14 protein-coding genes and 1 pseudogene are annotated in these 16,490 nt (G+C 55.0%); 4 read left to right on the top strand and 11 right to left on the bottom strand.

The window, feature by feature from the left end; genetic code table 11:
* Positions 1-49 precede the first annotated feature (49 nt).
* The 3 genes from xerC (KGA89_RS19725) to KGA89_RS19735 all read right to left on the bottom strand — a co-directional run bounded on the left by xerC (KGA89_RS19725) (position 50) and on the right by KGA89_RS19735 (position 4,188).
* On the bottom strand, positions 50-1,147 hold the full coding sequence (gene xerC, locus KGA89_RS19725; RefSeq protein WP_223472339.1) for a site-specific tyrosine recombinase XerC: 1,098 nt from the start codon (positions 1,145-1,147) through the stop codon (positions 50-52).
* Between the two features lie 12 nt (positions 1,148-1,159).
* A complete protein-coding gene (locus tag KGA89_RS19730; RefSeq protein WP_223472340.1) occupies positions 1,160-1,816 on the bottom strand; it encodes a hypothetical protein in 657 nt (218 codons plus the stop codon).
* 80 nt (positions 1,817-1,896) lie between these two features.
* Positions 1,897-4,188 carry a CHC2 zinc finger domain-containing protein gene (locus tag KGA89_RS19735; RefSeq protein ID WP_223472341.1) on the bottom strand — a complete coding sequence of 764 codons (2,292 nt, stop codon included), beginning with the start codon at positions 4,186-4,188 and terminating at the stop codon, positions 1,897-1,899.
* Positions 4,189-4,287: 99 nt separating this feature from the next.
* On the opposite strand from KGA89_RS19735, the gene KGA89_RS19740 reads away from it, so the two are divergent.
* Entirely contained in the window at positions 4,288-4,680 is a 393-nt protein-coding gene (locus tag KGA89_RS19740) for a helix-turn-helix domain-containing protein (RefSeq protein ID WP_223472342.1), read from the top strand.
* Positions 4,681-5,137: 457 nt separating this feature from the next.
* Here the strand turns inward: KGA89_RS19740 and KGA89_RS19745 are convergent, their stop codons facing one another.
* From KGA89_RS19745 to KGA89_RS19755, 3 genes are all read right to left on the bottom strand, one after another.
* A complete protein-coding gene (locus tag KGA89_RS19745; RefSeq protein WP_078731018.1) occupies positions 5,138-5,398 on the bottom strand; it encodes a hypothetical protein in 261 nt (86 codons plus the stop codon).
* Positions 5,379-5,735 (bottom strand): hypothetical protein, encoded by a 357-nt coding sequence (locus KGA89_RS19750; RefSeq protein ID WP_150761662.1) that lies wholly within the window; start codon positions 5,733-5,735, stop codon positions 5,379-5,381. The genes KGA89_RS19745 and KGA89_RS19750 overlap by 20 nt, the downstream gene beginning before the upstream one ends.
* Positions 5,736-5,818: 83 nt before the next feature.
* Complete coding sequence (locus KGA89_RS19755) at positions 5,819-6,103, bottom strand: hypothetical protein (RefSeq protein ID WP_223472343.1); 285 nt, start codon at positions 6,101-6,103, stop codon at positions 5,819-5,821.
* A gap of 602 nt (positions 6,104-6,705) precedes the next feature.
* On the opposite strand from KGA89_RS19755, the gene KGA89_RS19760 reads away from it, so the two are divergent.
* Positions 6,706-7,029, top strand: coding sequence for an addiction module antidote protein (locus tag KGA89_RS19760; protein ID WP_223472338.1), 324 nt, complete (start codon positions 6,706-6,708; stop codon positions 7,027-7,029).
* A gap of 222 nt (positions 7,030-7,251) precedes the next feature.
* Here KGA89_RS19760 and xerC (KGA89_RS19765) read toward each other — a convergent pair whose 3' ends face one another.
* The 3 genes from xerC (KGA89_RS19765) to KGA89_RS19775 all read right to left on the bottom strand — a co-directional run bounded on the left by xerC (KGA89_RS19765) (position 7,252) and on the right by KGA89_RS19775 (position 11,390).
* Positions 7,252-8,349, bottom strand: coding sequence for a site-specific tyrosine recombinase XerC (gene xerC, locus KGA89_RS19765; RefSeq protein WP_223472344.1), 1,098 nt, complete (start codon positions 8,347-8,349; stop codon positions 7,252-7,254).
* Between the two features lie 12 nt (positions 8,350-8,361).
* Positions 8,362-9,018 carry a hypothetical protein gene (locus tag KGA89_RS19770; protein ID WP_223472340.1) on the bottom strand — a complete coding sequence of 219 codons (657 nt, stop codon included), beginning with the start codon at positions 9,016-9,018 and terminating at the stop codon, positions 8,362-8,364.
* An 80-nt stretch (positions 9,019-9,098) separates the two neighbouring features.
* The gene (locus KGA89_RS19775; protein ID WP_223472345.1) at positions 9,099-11,390 is read right to left on the bottom strand and encodes a CHC2 zinc finger domain-containing protein; all 2,292 of its coding nucleotides are present in this window, start codon (positions 11,388-11,390) and stop codon (positions 9,099-9,101) included.
* Positions 11,391-11,489: 99 nt separating this feature from the next.
* On the opposite strand from KGA89_RS19775, the gene KGA89_RS19780 reads away from it, so the two are divergent.
* Positions 11,490-11,879, top strand: a complete 390-nt coding sequence (locus KGA89_RS19780) for a helix-turn-helix domain-containing protein (protein WP_223472346.1) — start codon at positions 11,490-11,492, stop codon at positions 11,877-11,879.
* Positions 11,880-12,456: 577 nt separating this feature from the next.
* Here the strand turns inward: KGA89_RS19780 and KGA89_RS19785 are convergent.
* Together KGA89_RS19785 and KGA89_RS19790 are read right to left on the bottom strand one after the other, a co-directional pair.
* Positions 12,457-12,888, bottom strand: a complete 432-nt coding sequence (locus KGA89_RS19785; RefSeq protein WP_223472347.1) for a hypothetical protein — start codon at positions 12,886-12,888, stop codon at positions 12,457-12,459.
* Complete coding sequence (locus KGA89_RS19790) at positions 12,888-16,340, bottom strand: DUF637 domain-containing protein (protein WP_223472348.1); 3,453 nt, start codon at positions 16,338-16,340, stop codon at positions 12,888-12,890. Before KGA89_RS19790 ends, KGA89_RS19785 begins: the two co-directional genes overlap by 1 nt.
* Here KGA89_RS19790 and KGA89_RS19795 point away from each other — a divergent pair.
* Positions 16,339-16,490: pseudogene (locus KGA89_RS19795) on the top strand (IS4 family transposase); the annotation flags it as partial. The gene KGA89_RS19790 and the pseudogene KGA89_RS19795 sit on opposite strands and share 2 nt — an antisense overlap.

Genomic DNA, 16,490 nt, shown 5'->3' on the forward strand with positions numbered 1-16,490 from the left:
GTTTATCACTCGATCCACAGGATGTTCGTCAGGGGTTTCCTGGTATTTGTCAGGCCTGATCGCTCTCTTCATCCGCTTCGGCGTCCAGGGCCGTTAGCAGAGCCGTGACGGGGTCGTCTGGCAGAGTTTCAGCCATGGTTTCGCTGGCCGAGTGTGGCCGGTGCAGCCGCGCCGGATGGGTGGCCGTGTGAATCTCCTTGAGCGCACGAATACTCACCTGGGTGTAAATCTGCGTGGTGTTCAGGCTGACATGCCCGAGCATGGCCTGGATGAAACGAATATCGGCGCCGTTCTCCAGCATCAACGTGGCCATGGTGTGGCGGAACAAATGGCAACTACCACGCTTACCAATGTTGGCTTTTTCGATGTGTTCGCGCACCAATTGCGTCAGGCGATTGGGGCTAAATCCTTCGCCCTGCTGGGTCAAAAACAACGTGCCATCGTCCTGGCCCAAAACAAAATGGGGCCGGACGTCATCGCGGTATTTGGTGATCCAGGCCAGTGCCCGTTCGCCGATGGGAATCATGCGATCTTTTTTGCCCTTGCCCTGGCGAATCATCACCGTGCCGCGCTCGTAGTCGATGGCGCTCCAGCTCAGGCCGATCAACTCCATGCGGCGCATGCCAGTGCTGTAAAGGGTTTCCAGCATCGCCCGGTCGCGGATGCCGGTCGAGGTTTGGGTGTCTGGCACATTGAGGATGCGTTCGGCTTCGTCGCTGCTGAGGATGTGCTTTGGTAAGCGCTGTTCCATCCTCGGTAGATCGAGGTCGGAAGCCGGGTTGTACAAGATGCGATTGGTTTTGGTCAGCCACTTGAACCACACCCGAATCGGCGTGATACGCACCGTTTGGCTGCGCGCTGACAACGCTTCGCCGTCGGCTTTTCGATACAAAAAAAGATGACGCTGGTAGCGCTCTAAAATCGGTCGGGTGATTTCCTGGGGCCGGGTCAAACCTCGTTCATCACACCAGCGAATAAACGCAATCAGCAGGCTTTCGCGATTGCCGACGGTGCGTTCGGAATAACCACGTTCACGCTGGTATTGCAGGAACTGTTTCATCTGAAAATACAGGCTGCCGGGATCGCCCAGCGGGCCGATAATTTGTTCCGAAACTCGCTGCTTTTTGCTCTCGCCTTTTTTCGGCATAACCACCTCGACTTAGACGGCGCTGGACAACGCGGAGTGGTTTTTTTGTGGCGACAGGGTCAGTGGTTTTTCGTTCAGGCCGACCGCTTTCGGCTCAAGGCCAGAAACGGCGTGGCTTTGCGCGTGGTTCAGGGTGTCCGACTGACTACCGACCATGGCCCGACCTGAGCCCGACCGTTTTTCTGAACCCCCCGACCGAGCGGATGTGTTGTCGAGTTGGTCGGCATCGATCAAGCCCATCAGGTGCGGTTGGTTGCCACTTTTGCCGTCATACGTGAGGGTGTATTCATGGGCTAACCCCTTGCGGTGCAGCAGCAGGTATTCCAGTTCGGTCAGTCGGCCCAAGTGGATTTTCAACTGGGTATCCCCCCAGCCAGTGGCCTCGCGCACGTCCTTGCGACCGAACCGAAACTCTTTTTCTTTTAGTCCCTGCGCCTGACTTCGGGCCTCGACCCAGCCTTGCAAAAGCTCCAGCAACCGCCGCGTTTGCGGCGGTAGTTCGTCCAGGGTGCGCCCAAGAATGTCGTGGGCCAGCCGGTTGGCCAGCACGATGTCGCCCTTCGTGACCTCGATGTAAGCCAAGGATTTGCCGCGATGCTCGACGTGTTTGATCGGGCGTTGATGCTGATGCAGCAAGGCAATGCAGCGAATCAGCGTCAGGTACTTCATGTGGTCGCGCCGAGTGCGGGTTTTGTCCGAAAGAAACGTCAGTTGATCAGCAAACGGATTGACCACCGCCACGGTTTTGATCAGGCGCTGGGCGTTTTGATGCAGGCGAGTAATGGCCTGCTTTTCGGCGTCGGCCAGCAGGCCGTCGAGGGTTTGTTTTTGCGTTGGGCGGCATGAATCGCTTCGGTTTGCTCGCGGCTTTCGTTGATAGTCAGCACCAAGCAACGGTTGAGCAGTTCCTCGTCCACGTCGATGGCCGTGGTGGTGAGCATCAGCATCACCGGGCCTTTGACCGTGTATTGTTTGGTGATCAAGTTGCCGGTGGCTTCGTCCTTACCGGTGCTGGCAATGGTCAATTCGCCGTCCGATTGCAGCAGTTTCAGGGCATAGGCCGCTTGGCGAACGCCCTCTTCTTCGGCGATGGCCAGGATCTTGTGTTGTAGATCCGTTTCGCCGAGGTAAAACAAACTCTGGCCGGTCATGGCGCTGTACTGGATGCGTTCTTCTTCCGGCATCAGGTTTAAAACCGCGTCCATCAACGAGCTTTTGCCCGCTGCGCTCGATGACTGGATTAACACAGCCAAAGGCTGATCCAGTTTTCTGGAAACGGCCGCCAAGTACCCGGCCAGCAGGTTGTAGGATTCACCGACCACTCCGCAGCGGGTCAAATCGGCTTCGATACGCTCGATCAGATTCGGCGCACGCAGCAGGTTCAACGCGGCCAGTTCATCCTCGGCGCTCAGTGTCGGGGTGGGATTTTTCGGGGCCAGTGCTGCCTGGATTGAGGCTTCCTGTAAACCTTCCAGCTTGAGCAAAAGCTTGCCCAGGTCGCGCTTGATGATTTCTTCCGGCACGCCCAGCTCGATGCTGGCCTGTTTCAAATAGCTGTACCGTGCCTTGGCCGCGTACAGGTCGAAGCTGTCCACGTAATAGGCCGCTTCGCGGCCCGTTACGGGCTCTTCGGCGACCTCGCGGCGCACCTGTACATTGACCCGCATTTGCTCCGGGCCGAGGTTCTTTTTCCAGCCGCGCACCCGCCATCGACGGTCGGCCACGGCCAACAACAGATCACCCTGGGCGTTTTCGCTAAAAGTTTCCGATTCGGAAACTGGCCCCGCTACCGTCAAAGTTTCCGAATCGGAAACACCCGGCATCGGTGGCAACTCGGCGGTTGCCTGCGGCGCAGCAGCTAAAGAAAAAGAGGTGTCTGGCTCGACCGAAACCGGTGTGCCTTTGCCCTGCCACAACGCCTGTTGCAACAACTCGCCCAGTGCATGAGCCGGGTTTTCCACCTGCAAGGCGAAAGCGTTAGCGTCCATACCTTGCGGAAATAACAAACGAAACACTTCGATGCCGGCAGAGCGTAATTCTTCGGCCAGTTTTTCGGCTGCTGCGTCTCCTGCCGGGTCGCGGTCAAAAGCAATGATGACCCGCTGGGTGCCGTGGTGTTTCAGGGCCTGCCAGTGATCTTGAGAAAAACCGTTCACGCCATAAGCGCTGATGACGTTACGAAAACCCGCACACCAAAAGGTCATGGCGTCGATCAGCGACTCACAGAGAATAATTTCCAGATTGGCCAACAACGCCGCTTCGTTCCAGACTCCGCGCAACGGCGTGGCCAAGTACAAATGCCGAGATTGGTTAGCCGGAATTTTGTTGTTCGGCTGCATTCGCCGTCCGTAAAGCTGCATCACTCGCCCGGATTGCTCCGGCTGCGCGCCGTCTTCCAGACCCAACACCGGCACGACCAGACAACCGTTTAAATGTTCGTGTCCGGTAGAACGCAAAACACCCAAGGCCTGCAACTGCTCACGCATCTGGCGGCCTGCCTGGGTATATCCGGCAGGCAAACGATAGGTCAGGGTTTTATTGGCATAGCCGAGCTGAAAATGCTCGATCAGCTCGGGATGGTTCAGGCCGCGAGACGCCAGATAGGCCAATGCTTCGGGGGACTGTTTGAAATTGGCGTGATAGAACTCAGCCACCGAACGCAGCAGCGCCGCGGCTTCAAGATCAGAAGAGCCCGCAGCTAAAGAAGGGAGGTGTCGGGTTTGGCTGCGCGACACACCGACTTTTTCCGCGCTCTCCAGTGGTGCGTCGTTGCGCAGCAGTTGAACCGCGTGCGGCAACGACACGCCTTGAGTTTTCATCACCCAATCGATCACCGAACCTGCGGCCCCGCAGCCAAAGCAGTGATAGAGATTTTTCTCCTCGGAGACCGACAGGCTGGGTGTGCTTTCGTCATGAAACACGCAGCACATCACCCAGTCCTTGCCGCGCTTTTTCAGCTCATGGCCCTGCGACTGGATCAGCCGAACCAGTGACACCTCGCGCTTGAGGCGTTCCAGTTCGGCTTCAGGGATGCGGGCCATCGGGTTTTCTCCAAAATACGTCAACGCTCGTTTGAGGTTTTATTTTAATACCTTATACTGTGTCAAAGTCAAACCTTATCAGAGACAGGGCATACAGTTATGGAATCCGAAACGATCTGGTTCCTACCCATGCATTTCCCCACACGCCTGATCCAGCTGCGCAAAGCCGCAGATCTAACCCAGCAAACTCTGGCTGATACTGCGTCAGTGCACGTTAATCAGATTCGGCGTTATGAGGCAGGGACGGCGCAACCAACCTTAGAAGCCCTAATTCGGCTTGCTCAGGCTCTGCACGTCAGTTTGGATGATTTGGTATTCGCTGAAGGAGAACGCGGGCCGTCCGACGATTTGCGCCTCCGCTTTGAGGCCGTCAGCCATATGCCCGAAGCCGAGAAATCGGTTATCAAAGCACTGCTGGATGGGATGATTCTCAAGTACCAGGCATCAAAAATCATGGGGGCGGATAACAGCAGCCGACCACCCAGTGCGTAACCAGAAAAAAGGGCCGATCTGAAAGAGTAAACCGGCCCCCATACTTCGCTGCTGCGTATAGCAAAAGCCATACGCCATACGTCAGTGTTTATTGGGTGAAACCTGCATTTCGTATTACAAGTGTATAGCAGCACCTAGAAGACAGAAACCGGATAACTAATTGATACATATAGAAAATACCCACCTCGCGAGAGGTGCGTGTTGTGTATTGAGATTTTGCTCCTGTTAAGGAGCGAAAAATCATGCTCAAAAAGGGCGTATTGAGCAGCTAGACCGTAGGTCGTCAGGGTGGGTGCAAAAGGGATGCAACTTGACTGCAGAAAGGATGCAAATAGGATGCAAGAAGGCGGCAAAAAGGGTGCAGATAGGGTGCAAAAACACCGGCGCGAGGCCGGTGTCAGTGTGATACAAAGTCATTGCATGTCAGTAAAATCTGGGGCTTTTACTGATGAGCAAACTACTCCTCGATCAACCCCAGCGCTTCGCCCAAGCTTTCCACAAACTCTGCCTGCTCATCTGAATACTCTATTGCGATGCTTTTAAACTGTGAGCACAAAGATGATTTAGATTCCAAGTCCATCATTTGCAATGTCGAAGCTAATTGTTCAAGCCCCTGCATTGCAGCATCTGGATTTAATGCATCATCCCCCGAAAACTCAAGGAATATAGCAAGCTCAACAATGGCTCGCGCAACGTGCTTATTGATTTCCTGGCTCACGAATCACCTTCACTGAAATATTTTTAATGCCCAGCTCATCAAACATTTTCTGAGCTCTATTTGCTTGAGCCTGTGTAGGTACTTCCCAGCGCGCAGTTAAACCATTCTGACTTAACACGTCAGACTGCCTAAGCGCCTGGTCCTTCGATTTGCTTGTCGTTACAACCGAAATCTTGCGATCAACTAAAACTTCACCATCCACACCATCGAATTTAACCAACCTTGTTGATCCATCCGGCATTGTTCTTTCTAGCGCAGGAGCTTGGCCAGATTGGGTTGCAGGATTGGAGCGAGCACCGGTTGCTGAGTCATTGTAATCCCGGGCACGCGAACTCATACCTGCATTCTCATCAACCCACTTGACCTTAGTTGACGCAAGATCATCTATCTTACCGGCAGCGTCACCAGTTGCTTTTGTACCTAATCAGAATTTATGGCTACTTTAAATTTACACCACAATGGAAACTCGCCAGAAAACACAAAAAAATCATCAACATATTGCAAGCCCAGTGCCTCTAAGCGTCGAGTAAGCTCATCCGTCGCCTCTCCTCCAAAACAGGGTCCAAAGGAAACCAAATCAGCACTTATATCAAGTGGCGCATCAAACTCAAGCACCGCTGACAACCTATCAACATCTATAAATTTAGATGCCAACTCTTGCCGGCGAATAACGATCCCATACTCAACAACACTAATAAAACTCACGGTGTTACTCCTGGAATTTTTATACCATCAGGCATATTAATCTTAACGTTGTAAATAGGTGAACTCTGATTGGGTTGAAAAATTTGCCCCCACTCCGGCTTCCCACCCTGACTGATAGCCTTCTCTGGAACGGCAAAGTCTATACGAATAGGACCAGTCCCGCCTGGCTTAGCCGCACCCGGAGCCGTCACGTAAACACGTCCACCAGCTCCAACGCCATTGGGAATAGCCGTCCCTCCATTTTGCATCCACTGAGAAACCTCTTCAGGGGAAACCCAGCGGGATACTGGTGTATATCCAGGGGGCAATGGGCCTTCTGCTGCACCTGGACCACGGGGCGTGATAACTCTGTAATTTGATCCGAGATCACTAATTAGTGGCGCTGGCTGAGGTGAACTAGGAAGCGCTGCTTTTGTACCAACAGTATCACCCGACGCGATTTTCGTTGTCTACACGTGCAACGCCAGACGTGGCGCGGCCTGCGCGCCGGTCGGCCCAGCTGATTCACGCTCACTGAATAAAACCACCCCGACGCGGGTTTTGAATCCGTTTCAACACACTCAATGCGCTATTTTAAATTTCTGTCACACGAGCCATTTCCCATGCCCGAGCTACTTATGCCATACGATCCAGCGCACGCCATGACCGACCCGCAAGCGGTGGCCATCTTTCTCACGGATGCGCTTCAGACGGGTGATGCAGGTTATGTCGGCAAGGTATTAGGCATGGCGGCACACGCCAAGGGCATGGGTGTAATCGCCGAAGCGACGGGGTTTACACACGATCAGTTGGAAGGGTTTTTCAGCGCCGGTGACACCCTGCGCTTGGACGCGCTGCTGGTGATCGTGCATGCGCTGGGCGTGAAGTTGACCGTTTGCCCTATCGATTCTGATGAGCCTGCACGCAGTGGCGAAGCACCTGGTTGATGCCCCTGACGATGCGGTGGCTTAGCCGCCGTGTCGGCAGGGGCCAACAAGCGCAGCGCGTTAGGCTTTGCATCTAAAGGGGTATCGGGGCGTAGCCCTGATCAGGGTTTTGGGGAGACCGACTGCGTGCAGGCGGTGGCCACAAAACATTTCCTGTCCGAAAGAAGACTCAGGTTTATCACTCGATCCACAGGATGTTTGTCAGGGGTTGCCTGGCATTTGTCAGGCCTGATCGCTCTCTTCATCCGCTTCGGCGTCCAGGGCCGTTAGCAGAGCCGTGACGGGGTCGTCTGGCAGAGTTTCAGCCATGGTTTCGCTGGCCGAGTGTTGCCGGTGCAGCCGCGCCGGATGGGTGGCCGTGTGAATCTCCTTGAGCGCACGAATACTCACCTGGGTGTAAATCTGCGTGGTGTTCAGGCTGACATGCCCGAGCATGGCCTGGATGAAACGAATATCGGCGCCGTTCTCCAGCATCAACGTGGCCATGGTGTGGCGGAACAAATGGCAACTACCACGCTTACCAATGTTGGCTTTTTCGATGTGTTCGCGCACCAATTGCGTCAGGCGATTGGGGCTAAATCCTTCGCCCTGCTGGGTCAAAAACAACGTGCCATCGTCCTGGCCCAAAACAAAATGGGGCCGGACGTCATCGCGGTATTTGGTGATCCAGGCCAGTGCCCGTTCGCCGATGGGAATCATGCGATCTTTTTTGCCCTTGCCCTGGCGAATCATCACCGTGCCGCGCTCGTAGTCGATGGCGCTCCAGCTCAGGCCGATCAACTCCATGCGGCGCATGCCAGTGCTGTAAAGGGTTTCCAGCATCGCCCGGTCGCGGATGCCGGTCGAGGTTTGGGTGTCTGGCACATTGAGGATGCGTTCGGCTTCGTCGCTGCTGAGGATGTGCTTTGGTAAGCGCTGTTCCATCCTCGGTAGATCGAGGTCGGAAGCCGGGTTGTACAAGATGCGATTGGTTTTGGTCAGCCACTTGAACCACACCCGAATCGGCGTGATACGCACCGTTTGGCTGCGCGCTGACAACGCTTCGCCGTCGGCTTTTCGATACAAAAAAAGATGACGCTGGTAGCGCTCTAAAATCGGTCGGGTGATTTCCTGGGGCCGGGTCAAACCTCGTTCATCACACCAGCGAATAAACGCAATCAGCAGGCTTTCGCGATTGCCGACGGTGCGTTCGGAATAACCACGTTCACGCTGGTATTGCAGGAACTGTTTCATCTGAAAATACAGGCTGCCGGGATCGCCCAGCGGGCCGATAATTTGTTCCGAAACTCGCTGCTTTTTGCTCTCGCCTTTTTTCGGCATAACCACCTCGACTTAGACGGCGCTGGACAACGCGGAGTGGTTTTTTTGTGGCGACAGGGTCAGTGGTTTTTCGTTCAGGCCGACCGCTTTCGGCTCAAGGCCAGAAACGGCGTGGCTTTGCGCGTGGTTCAGGGTGTCCGACTGACTACCGACCATGGCCCGACCTGAGCCCGACCGTTTTTCTGAACCCCCCGACCGAGCGGATGTGTTGTCGAGTTGGTCGGCATCGATCAAGCCCATCAGGTGCGGTTGGTTGCCACTTTTGCCGTCATACGTGAGGGTGTATTCATGGGCTAACCCCTTGCGGTGCAGCAGCAGGTATTCCAGTTCGGTCAGTCGGCCCAAGTGGATTTTCAACTGGGTATCCCCCCAGCCAGTGGCCTCGCGCACGTCCTTGCGACCGAACCGAAACTCTTTTTCTTTTAGTCCCTGCGCCTGACTTCGGGCCTCGACCCAGCCTTGCAAAAGCTCCAGCAACCGCCGCGTTTGCGGCGGTAGTTCGTCCAGGGTGCGCCCAAGAATGTCGTGGGCCAGCCGGTTGGCCAGCACGATGTCGCCCTTCGTGACCTCGATGTAAGCCAAGGATTTGCCGCGATGCTCGACGTGTTTGATCGGGCGTTGATGCTGATGCAGCAAGGCAATGCAGCGAATCAGCGTCAGGTACTTCATGTGGTCGCGCCGAGTGCGGGTTTTGTCCGAAAGAAACGTCAGTTGATCAGCAAACGGATTGACCACCGCCACGGTTTTGATCAGGCGCTGGGCGTTTTGATGCAGGCGAGTAATGGCCTGCTTTTCGGCGTCGGCCAGCAGGCCGTCGAGGGTTTGTTTTTGCGTTGGGCGGCATGAATCGCTTCGGTTTGCTCGCGGCTTTCGTTGATAGTCAGCACCAAGCAACGGTTGAGCAGTTCCTCGTCCACGTCGATGGCCGTGGTGGTGAGCATCAGCATCACCGGGCCTTTGACCGTGTATTGTTTGGTGATCAAGTTGCCGGTGGCTTCGTCCTTACCGGTGCTGGCAATGGTCAATTCGCCGTCCGATTGCAGCAGTTTCAGGGCATAGGCCGCTTGGCGAACGCCCTCTTCTTCGGCGATGGCCAGGATCTTGTGTTGTAGATCCGTTTCGCCGAGGTAAAACAAACTCTGGCCGGTCATGGCGCTGTACTGGATGCGTTCTTCTTCCGGCATCAGGTTTAAAACCGCGTCCATCAACGAGCTTTTGCCCGCTGCGCTCGATGACTGGATTAACACAGCCAAAGGCTGATCCAGTTTTCTGGAAACGGCCGCCAAGTACCCGGCCAGCAGGTTGTAGGATTCACCGACCACTCCGCAGCGGGTCAAATCGGCTTCGATACGCTCGATCAGATTCGGCGCACGCAGCAGGTTCAACGCGGCCAGTTCATCCTCGGCGCTCAGTGTCGGGGTGGGATTTTTCGGGGCCAGTGCTGCCTGGATTGAGGCTTCCTGTAAACCTTCCAGCTTGAGCAAAAGCTTGCCCAGGTCGCGCTTGATGATTTCTTCCGGCACGCCCAGCTCGATGCTGGCCTGTTTCAAATAGCTGTACCGTGCCTTGGCCGCGTACAGGTCGAAGCTGTCCACGTAATAGGCCGCTTCGCGGCCCGTTACGGGCTCTTCGGCGACCTCGCGGCGCACCTGTACATTGACCCGCATTTGCTCCGGGCCGAGGTTCTTTTTCCAGCCGCGCACCCGCCATCGACGGTCGGCCACGGCCAACAACAGATCACCCTGGGCGTTTTCGCTAAAAGTTTCCGATTCGGAAACTGGCCCCGCTACCGTCAAAGTTTCCGAATCGGAAACACCCGGCATCGGTGGCAACTCGGCGGTTGCCTGCGGCGCAGCAGCTAAAGAAAAAGAGGTGTCTGGCTCGACCGAAACCGGTGTGCCTTTGCCCTGCCACAACGCCTGTTGCAACAACTCGCCCAGTGCATGAGCCGGGTTTTCCACCTGCAAGGCGAAAGCGTTAGCGTCCATACCTTGCGGAAATAACAAACGAAACACTTCGATGCCGGCAGAGCGTAATTCTTCGGCCAGTTTTTCGGCTGCTGCGTCTCCTGCCGGGTCGCGGTCAAAAGCAATGATGACCCGCTGGGTGCCGTGGTGTTTCAGGGCCTGCCAGTGATCTTGAGAAAAACCGTTCACGCCATAAGCGCTGATGACGTTACGAAAACCCGCACACCAAAAGGTCATGGCGTCGATCAGCGACTCACAGAGAATAATTTCCAGATTGGCCAACAACGCCGCTTCGTTCCAGACTCCGCGCAACGGCGTAGCCAAGTACAAATGCCGAGATTGGTTAGCCGGAATTTTGTTGTTCGGCTGCATTCGCCGTCCGTAAAGCTGCATCACCCGCCCAGCCTGTTCCGGCTGCGCGCCGCCTTCCAGACCCAACACCGGCACGACCAGACAACCGTTTAAATGTTCGTGCCCGGTAGAGCGCAAAACACCTAAATCTTGCAGGTGCTGCCGCACCTGCCGACCGGCCTGGGTATGCCCTGCGGGCAAGCGGTACGTCAGGGTTTTATTGGCATAACCAAGCTGAAAATGCTCGATCAACTCGGGGTGGTTCAGGCCGCGAGATTCCAGATAGGCCAGTGCTTCGGGGGATTGTTTGAAATTGGCGTGATAGAACTCGGCCACCGAACGCAGCAGCGCCGCGGCTTCAAGATCAGAAGAGCCCGCAGCTAAAGAAGGGAGGTGTCGAGCGTGGCTGCGTGTCACACCGACTTTTTCCGTGCTCTCCAGCGGCGCGTCGTTGCGCAGCAGTTGGACCGCGTGCGGCAACGAAACGCCTTGGGTTTTCATCACCCAATCGATCACCGAACCAGCAGCCCCGCAGCCAAAGCAGTGATAGAGATTTTTCTCTTCGGAGACCGACAAGCTGGGCGTGCTTTCGTCATGAAATACGCAGCACATCACCCAATCCTTGCCGCGCTTTTTCAGCTCATGGCCCTGCGACTGGATCAGTCGAACCAGCGACACCTCTCGCTTGAGACGTTCCAGTTCGGCTTCGGGAATGCGGGCCATCGGGTTTTCTCCAAAATGCGTCAACGCTCGTTTGAGGTTTTATTTTAATACCTTATACTGTGTCCAAGTCAAACCTTATCAGAGACAGGGCATACAGTTATGGAATCCGAAACGATCTGGTTCCTACCCATGCATTTCCCCACACGCCTGATCCAGCTGCGCAAAGCCGCCGATCTCACCCAGCAAACTCTGGCTGACACCGCGTCAGTGCACGTTAATCAGATTCGGCGTTATGAGGCAGGGACGGCGCAACCAACCTTAGAAGCCCTAATTCGGCTTGCTCAGGCTCTGCACGTCAGTTTGGATGATTTGGTGTTCGCTGAAGGAGAACGCGGGCCGTCCGACGATTTGCGCCTCCGCTTTGAGGCCGTCAGCCATATGCCCGAAGCTGAGAAGTCGGTTATCAAGGCGCTGCTCGATGGGATGATTCTCAAGTACCAGGCATCGAAAATCATGGGGACGGACACCGACCACAGAGCTGGCAGCTAAAGAAAAACGCAGCTATAGCGGCCGTATACAGCTTGTAGTCGCCCAATCTCAGAAATTGCGCGGCCTACAGCCAAGGGTGTAGTCGAGCAGCAATACAGGACCAAATTCAAAATCGAATAAAATCTATATAAATCAGAAACCTAGAGGCACCCGCAGGGTGCGTATGGTGTATCGCAAAAATTCTGGGGTTTAAGGGCGGAATACAACCGTGAAAACACCGCAAATTTAAGGACAGGCACCGGCCAGAGGGTCAAAACCTTTTCCAGCGGCCTGACCGCTGGCAGCGGTAGCCGGGAAATAGCAGAAAGAAAGCAGCTCGATAGCAGAGAGATAGCAACAGATAGCAGCCAGATAGCTAGAAATAAACAGTTCAGACGGCGTGACATACATTCGCCATCAAGCAACTCGAAAGAAACACATAAGCAACTGAGAAAGAACAGAAAAACAACACGAGACAACAGAAAGAGAACACCTGACAACCGAAAAGCAACAGGCAGTTACGCCTGGTGCTGACCGCAGGTAAAACAACACCGGCGCGAGACCGGTGCCAGGTGAATACTGTATTTGTACTCTTGATTCAACTTTTCCCGCTGAGATTTTCTCTCCATGGCGCAAGCAAGCCTTCCTGAAGAACTCGATCAACGACGCCATCATCAATACTACCAACATAGGTAGTATCCAATTGAAACTCAAAGGAAAGGCTGGCTTTTTCAGATAAGTACCTAACAGCACCAATCAGCTCTTCTACTTCCTCTAGATTCTTCGAGTCCACATCAAGAGGGAGTATGCTCGGCGGTAAAGCTGAATAAATTTCCAGCATCCCACCTACGACCTCCAAGCCATTCTCGTCTATCTCATCAATCAAGCTTGGTGGCGCAATGCTCCATACCCTTGACGCAGCAAGATCTTTCACAAGCTGCTGCACATCAGACTTAGTTGACTGATCCAAATCCTGAGCCACATAGAAGATTAACTTCTGCTTCGCATGATCTAGCGGCATGACATGCATTACTCAGTTCCTTTCTTCGGCGGGTATGCTGGAAGTGCTGACCCAGGACCGCCAGGATTATATCTAAAGCCTCCCGGCATATGCGCGTCTAAATGACGTGTATCAGGCAGCGGCACGGTAAGTGGCGAACCCTGAATATGATGCATAGGAATTCGCTCACCCTTTAGCCCGGCATCTTCTGGGAAAACCTTAATCCATGCATCGTCAACTTTCGGGGTGCGCCCTTTAGCAATAGCAGTCCGATTTTCAGCGCTTAATATTTGGCCATACCCAAGATCGTCCCAGTTATCGCGCAACGCTCTCCAGTCAGCAGCATTTGTACGAACAACGCCCGTCCGAGTCGTACCAGAAGACACAACAGAAGCGGCAGGTACGACTTCGCCTACGCCTTTTGCACCTGAAGCGCGATTTGCGAGGCTTTCAAGTAACTCACTGGCTTCCTGCGCCTTGCCATCTTTGAGCAGTTGCTTGCTCTTACGCAACCCCAGCGCGAAGGCATCACCAACGCCAGGAACCACGCCTATCGACGCAAAAATATAGTCCCATGCGTCCTCGGCTTCTGCAAAGGCCTTTACATCGCCCACGCCCGGCGCCAGGTCAGTTCCTATCGAAAATAGGCTCTTGCTGATGCTAGTCGAAATTTGCCGAATGACTGCATCGTCGAGCATTTTGATGCTGCGCAACTCACCCTGAATCGTGAAGTTCATCAAGTCTGGGTCTTTCAAAGCTTGCTGCATCTGTTCTTGCGCTTGCGAGGTATTCTGATGCCTCAACAAGTCAAATCGAGCTATCTGGGCCTCTGTCCGTGCGGTGGTACAGGCAGAGCTTGTTGCTGCTCCGTCACATGCAGCCCAAACAGCCATGTCACGATTCACGTCCAGCTGATTGAGTTCATCCCTGCGAGCACAAGCTTTCTGATCTCCTGCCTTACAGCCTTTAATGGCCTCGAAACGCTCAGAGTTCTCCGTATGATTTAAAAAGTTGTTCTGGGTAGCATTAGCCGCAACCGTAGCGGCGATGGATGGATCACCTCCAGTTGCTACCGTGGTCAGCACGCCTACAAGCTCTGACGCGGCCAACAGTTTGCTGACGCCTTCCTGGTACTCCAGGCTATTTTTACTTACACCTTTCGGTAATAACTTGTCCGCGAGGAAATCTACCAGTACCTCATTCGCGCCCGCCGCAATTGCCCCCGAACGGAAGTCCCCTCCCATCGCCTCGGCCATCAACCCACCCAAAGCCGCATGCATTACGACTTTGGAAAGTTTTCCGTCGCTGAAGGCGGTGATATCACCAATTTTATTGGCCGAAACAGCCCCACCAATGCTGATGGCCGAACCCAACGCAGAAGCCACCAGGTTGTCCTTGAGGCTCCCCCCCATAATTGCTGTCTTGGCCGCAGCGTCAGCTGCCACTTTGAGAGCCACGCTCTGTGCGCTGGCGAGATCAAACTTCAGTGTCGTAGGGTTAAATCCGAACTGCGATGCGATCCCCGCTGACGCGCCCGCCAGCACATATCCCTTCAGGCTGTCGGAAGAAAAGACGTCTTTGGCTATAGCCCCCAAATTACCTTGGTTGTTGATAGCGCTGACTGCCGCACCGCTGGCCATAGAGGTCAGCGCAGCGGAGGCCATTATGTTCCCCAGCCCTGCCCCAACAGTGGAACCAACGGCAGCTCCCCCCGTCAGCGCTGCACCGGATGCGACCCCACTTGCCGCCATCGCCGTGCCTGAACCCGCCGTCGCACCGGCCGCTGTTCCCACCGCCGCGCTTGCCGTGCCGGCCGTCAGAACAGTGACGATAATAATCACCGCCAGCATCGCCGCCGGCCCCATGCCCGAGCTGCTGTATTTGAACGATTCGTGGGTTTCCTTGATCAGTTGCCAATCCACATCGCCACGCGCCTCGGCCTCCTTGAGCCAGGCTAGACCCGGGTCGGCCTTGACCATGGCGTCGATGGTCTGGCTGACGGTGTTCTTGTTGATGTCCTTGATGTCGATGTTCAAGCCGTTGACGGCGTTGATAACCAAGTCGCCCTGGGCAATCAGTTGGCTTTGACGCAAGGTCTCATCGGTGTTGCCGCGACCCTTGGCAGAGTTCCAGGTCATGCTGTTGCGGCTTTTCTGATGGCTTTCTTGGTGAAGGTCCTTTACGCCTTCAAAAGTAATGGCGCCGCCGCTACTCAGCTTGATGTCCTGAGCGCTTTCAAGCTTGGCAACTTGATAGCGTTGGTCGCCACCGCTGAGGACCGTCAGATCACCACCGGTGCTGATCTCAGTACCAACGTTGGTTACATGAGTAACTTCATCGCGCTGGGTTTTCTTGCTGCCCCAGCCGCCTTTTTTCTTCATGTCATACAACGAGTAATCGCTGTTCTGGGCGGCAAGCAATTCCACTTTCCCTACCGCCATCAGATACGCTTCGTCCCCCGCTGTTATCCGGCTGGACACCAACGTCATGTCACCGCCAGCCTTAAGCGAAACGTCGCCTCCTGCGTCCACGGTGGCGGCAACCTGATCGACGTTGTCCGTCTGACGGGTTGTCTTGCGAACCTTGGAATAGCTATGGCTCTCATCCGCATCGGAAGACAGCTGCAGATCTTCGACTGCGGTCATTGACACATCGCGCTTGGCAGAGATGTCACTGGCAACCACGGCGATGTCACGCCCACTCTTCAGCGTCAGGTCTCGCCCAGCCTCAATGCTGGCGCTATGCTGCGTGATCGTTTCGCTGTTAAAGCGTGGTTTTTGTCCAGAGTTGCGCTCTTCCACGGCAAGGACGTTGATGTCACGCGTGGCATCGATGTAAGTATCGCCACCGCTTTTCATTACCCCGGTATTGATGGCATCACGGCCGGCTGAGATCGTCAGTTCGTTGGCGGCTTCAATGCGCGCGGCGCTGTCAATGTAATCGCGGTGGAGCGTTGTGTTGGTATATCGTGAGTCCTGAGCCGTCACGGTGCGCTCGTTAATCACGTCGCCACTGACCGCAACCAGATTCACATCACGCCCGGCGACAATCCCCCCAGCCTTGTTTACCAGGTTATTGCCGGCCAGCAGGTCCAATCGATTCCCCGCTTCCACCAGTCCGCTATTGACCAGATCGTTGCCGGCAGTAGCAGAGAGGTTGTTACTGGCTCGCAGCGTCCCGGCGTTGATCAGGTCCTTACCTGCGATCAACGTTACATCCGAGCCTTGGATCAATGCCCCGTTAGCGGCCAATCGGTTATCGGCGTTGGCCATGTATAGCACCGGTACCAACACCTTTTCGCCATTCACTTCATGTTCTTCGAGCCAGACGATGTCGTGGGTCAGAGCGGCGACTTGTTGCGCCGTAAGGGTCAGCCCTTTCAAGGTCTTTGATAAAATCCCACAAAACTCAGTCAGGGTGACAGAAGCGATGTGGGCAGAAGTTCTAGCGCGGTTTGAGAAAAAAGCACCGGCCAGTGTCATGGCCAGAGTGATTCTGGAGCAGTCTGTTCCTGCCGAATGGATCGATCAGATGTTCGAAGAACATCGTCAACGCCAGTATCCGCGTGAGCTGTTGTTCTCAACCATCGTTGAGCTGATGTCCCTTGTTTCATTGGGCTTGCGGCCTTCATT

Origin of the sequence: Pseudomonas sp. A-RE-22 (assembly GCF_019956035.1) — a bacterium.
In the GTDB taxonomy this organism is placed as follows: Bacteria; Pseudomonadota; Gammaproteobacteria; order Pseudomonadales; family Pseudomonadaceae; genus Aquipseudomonas; species Aquipseudomonas brassicacearum.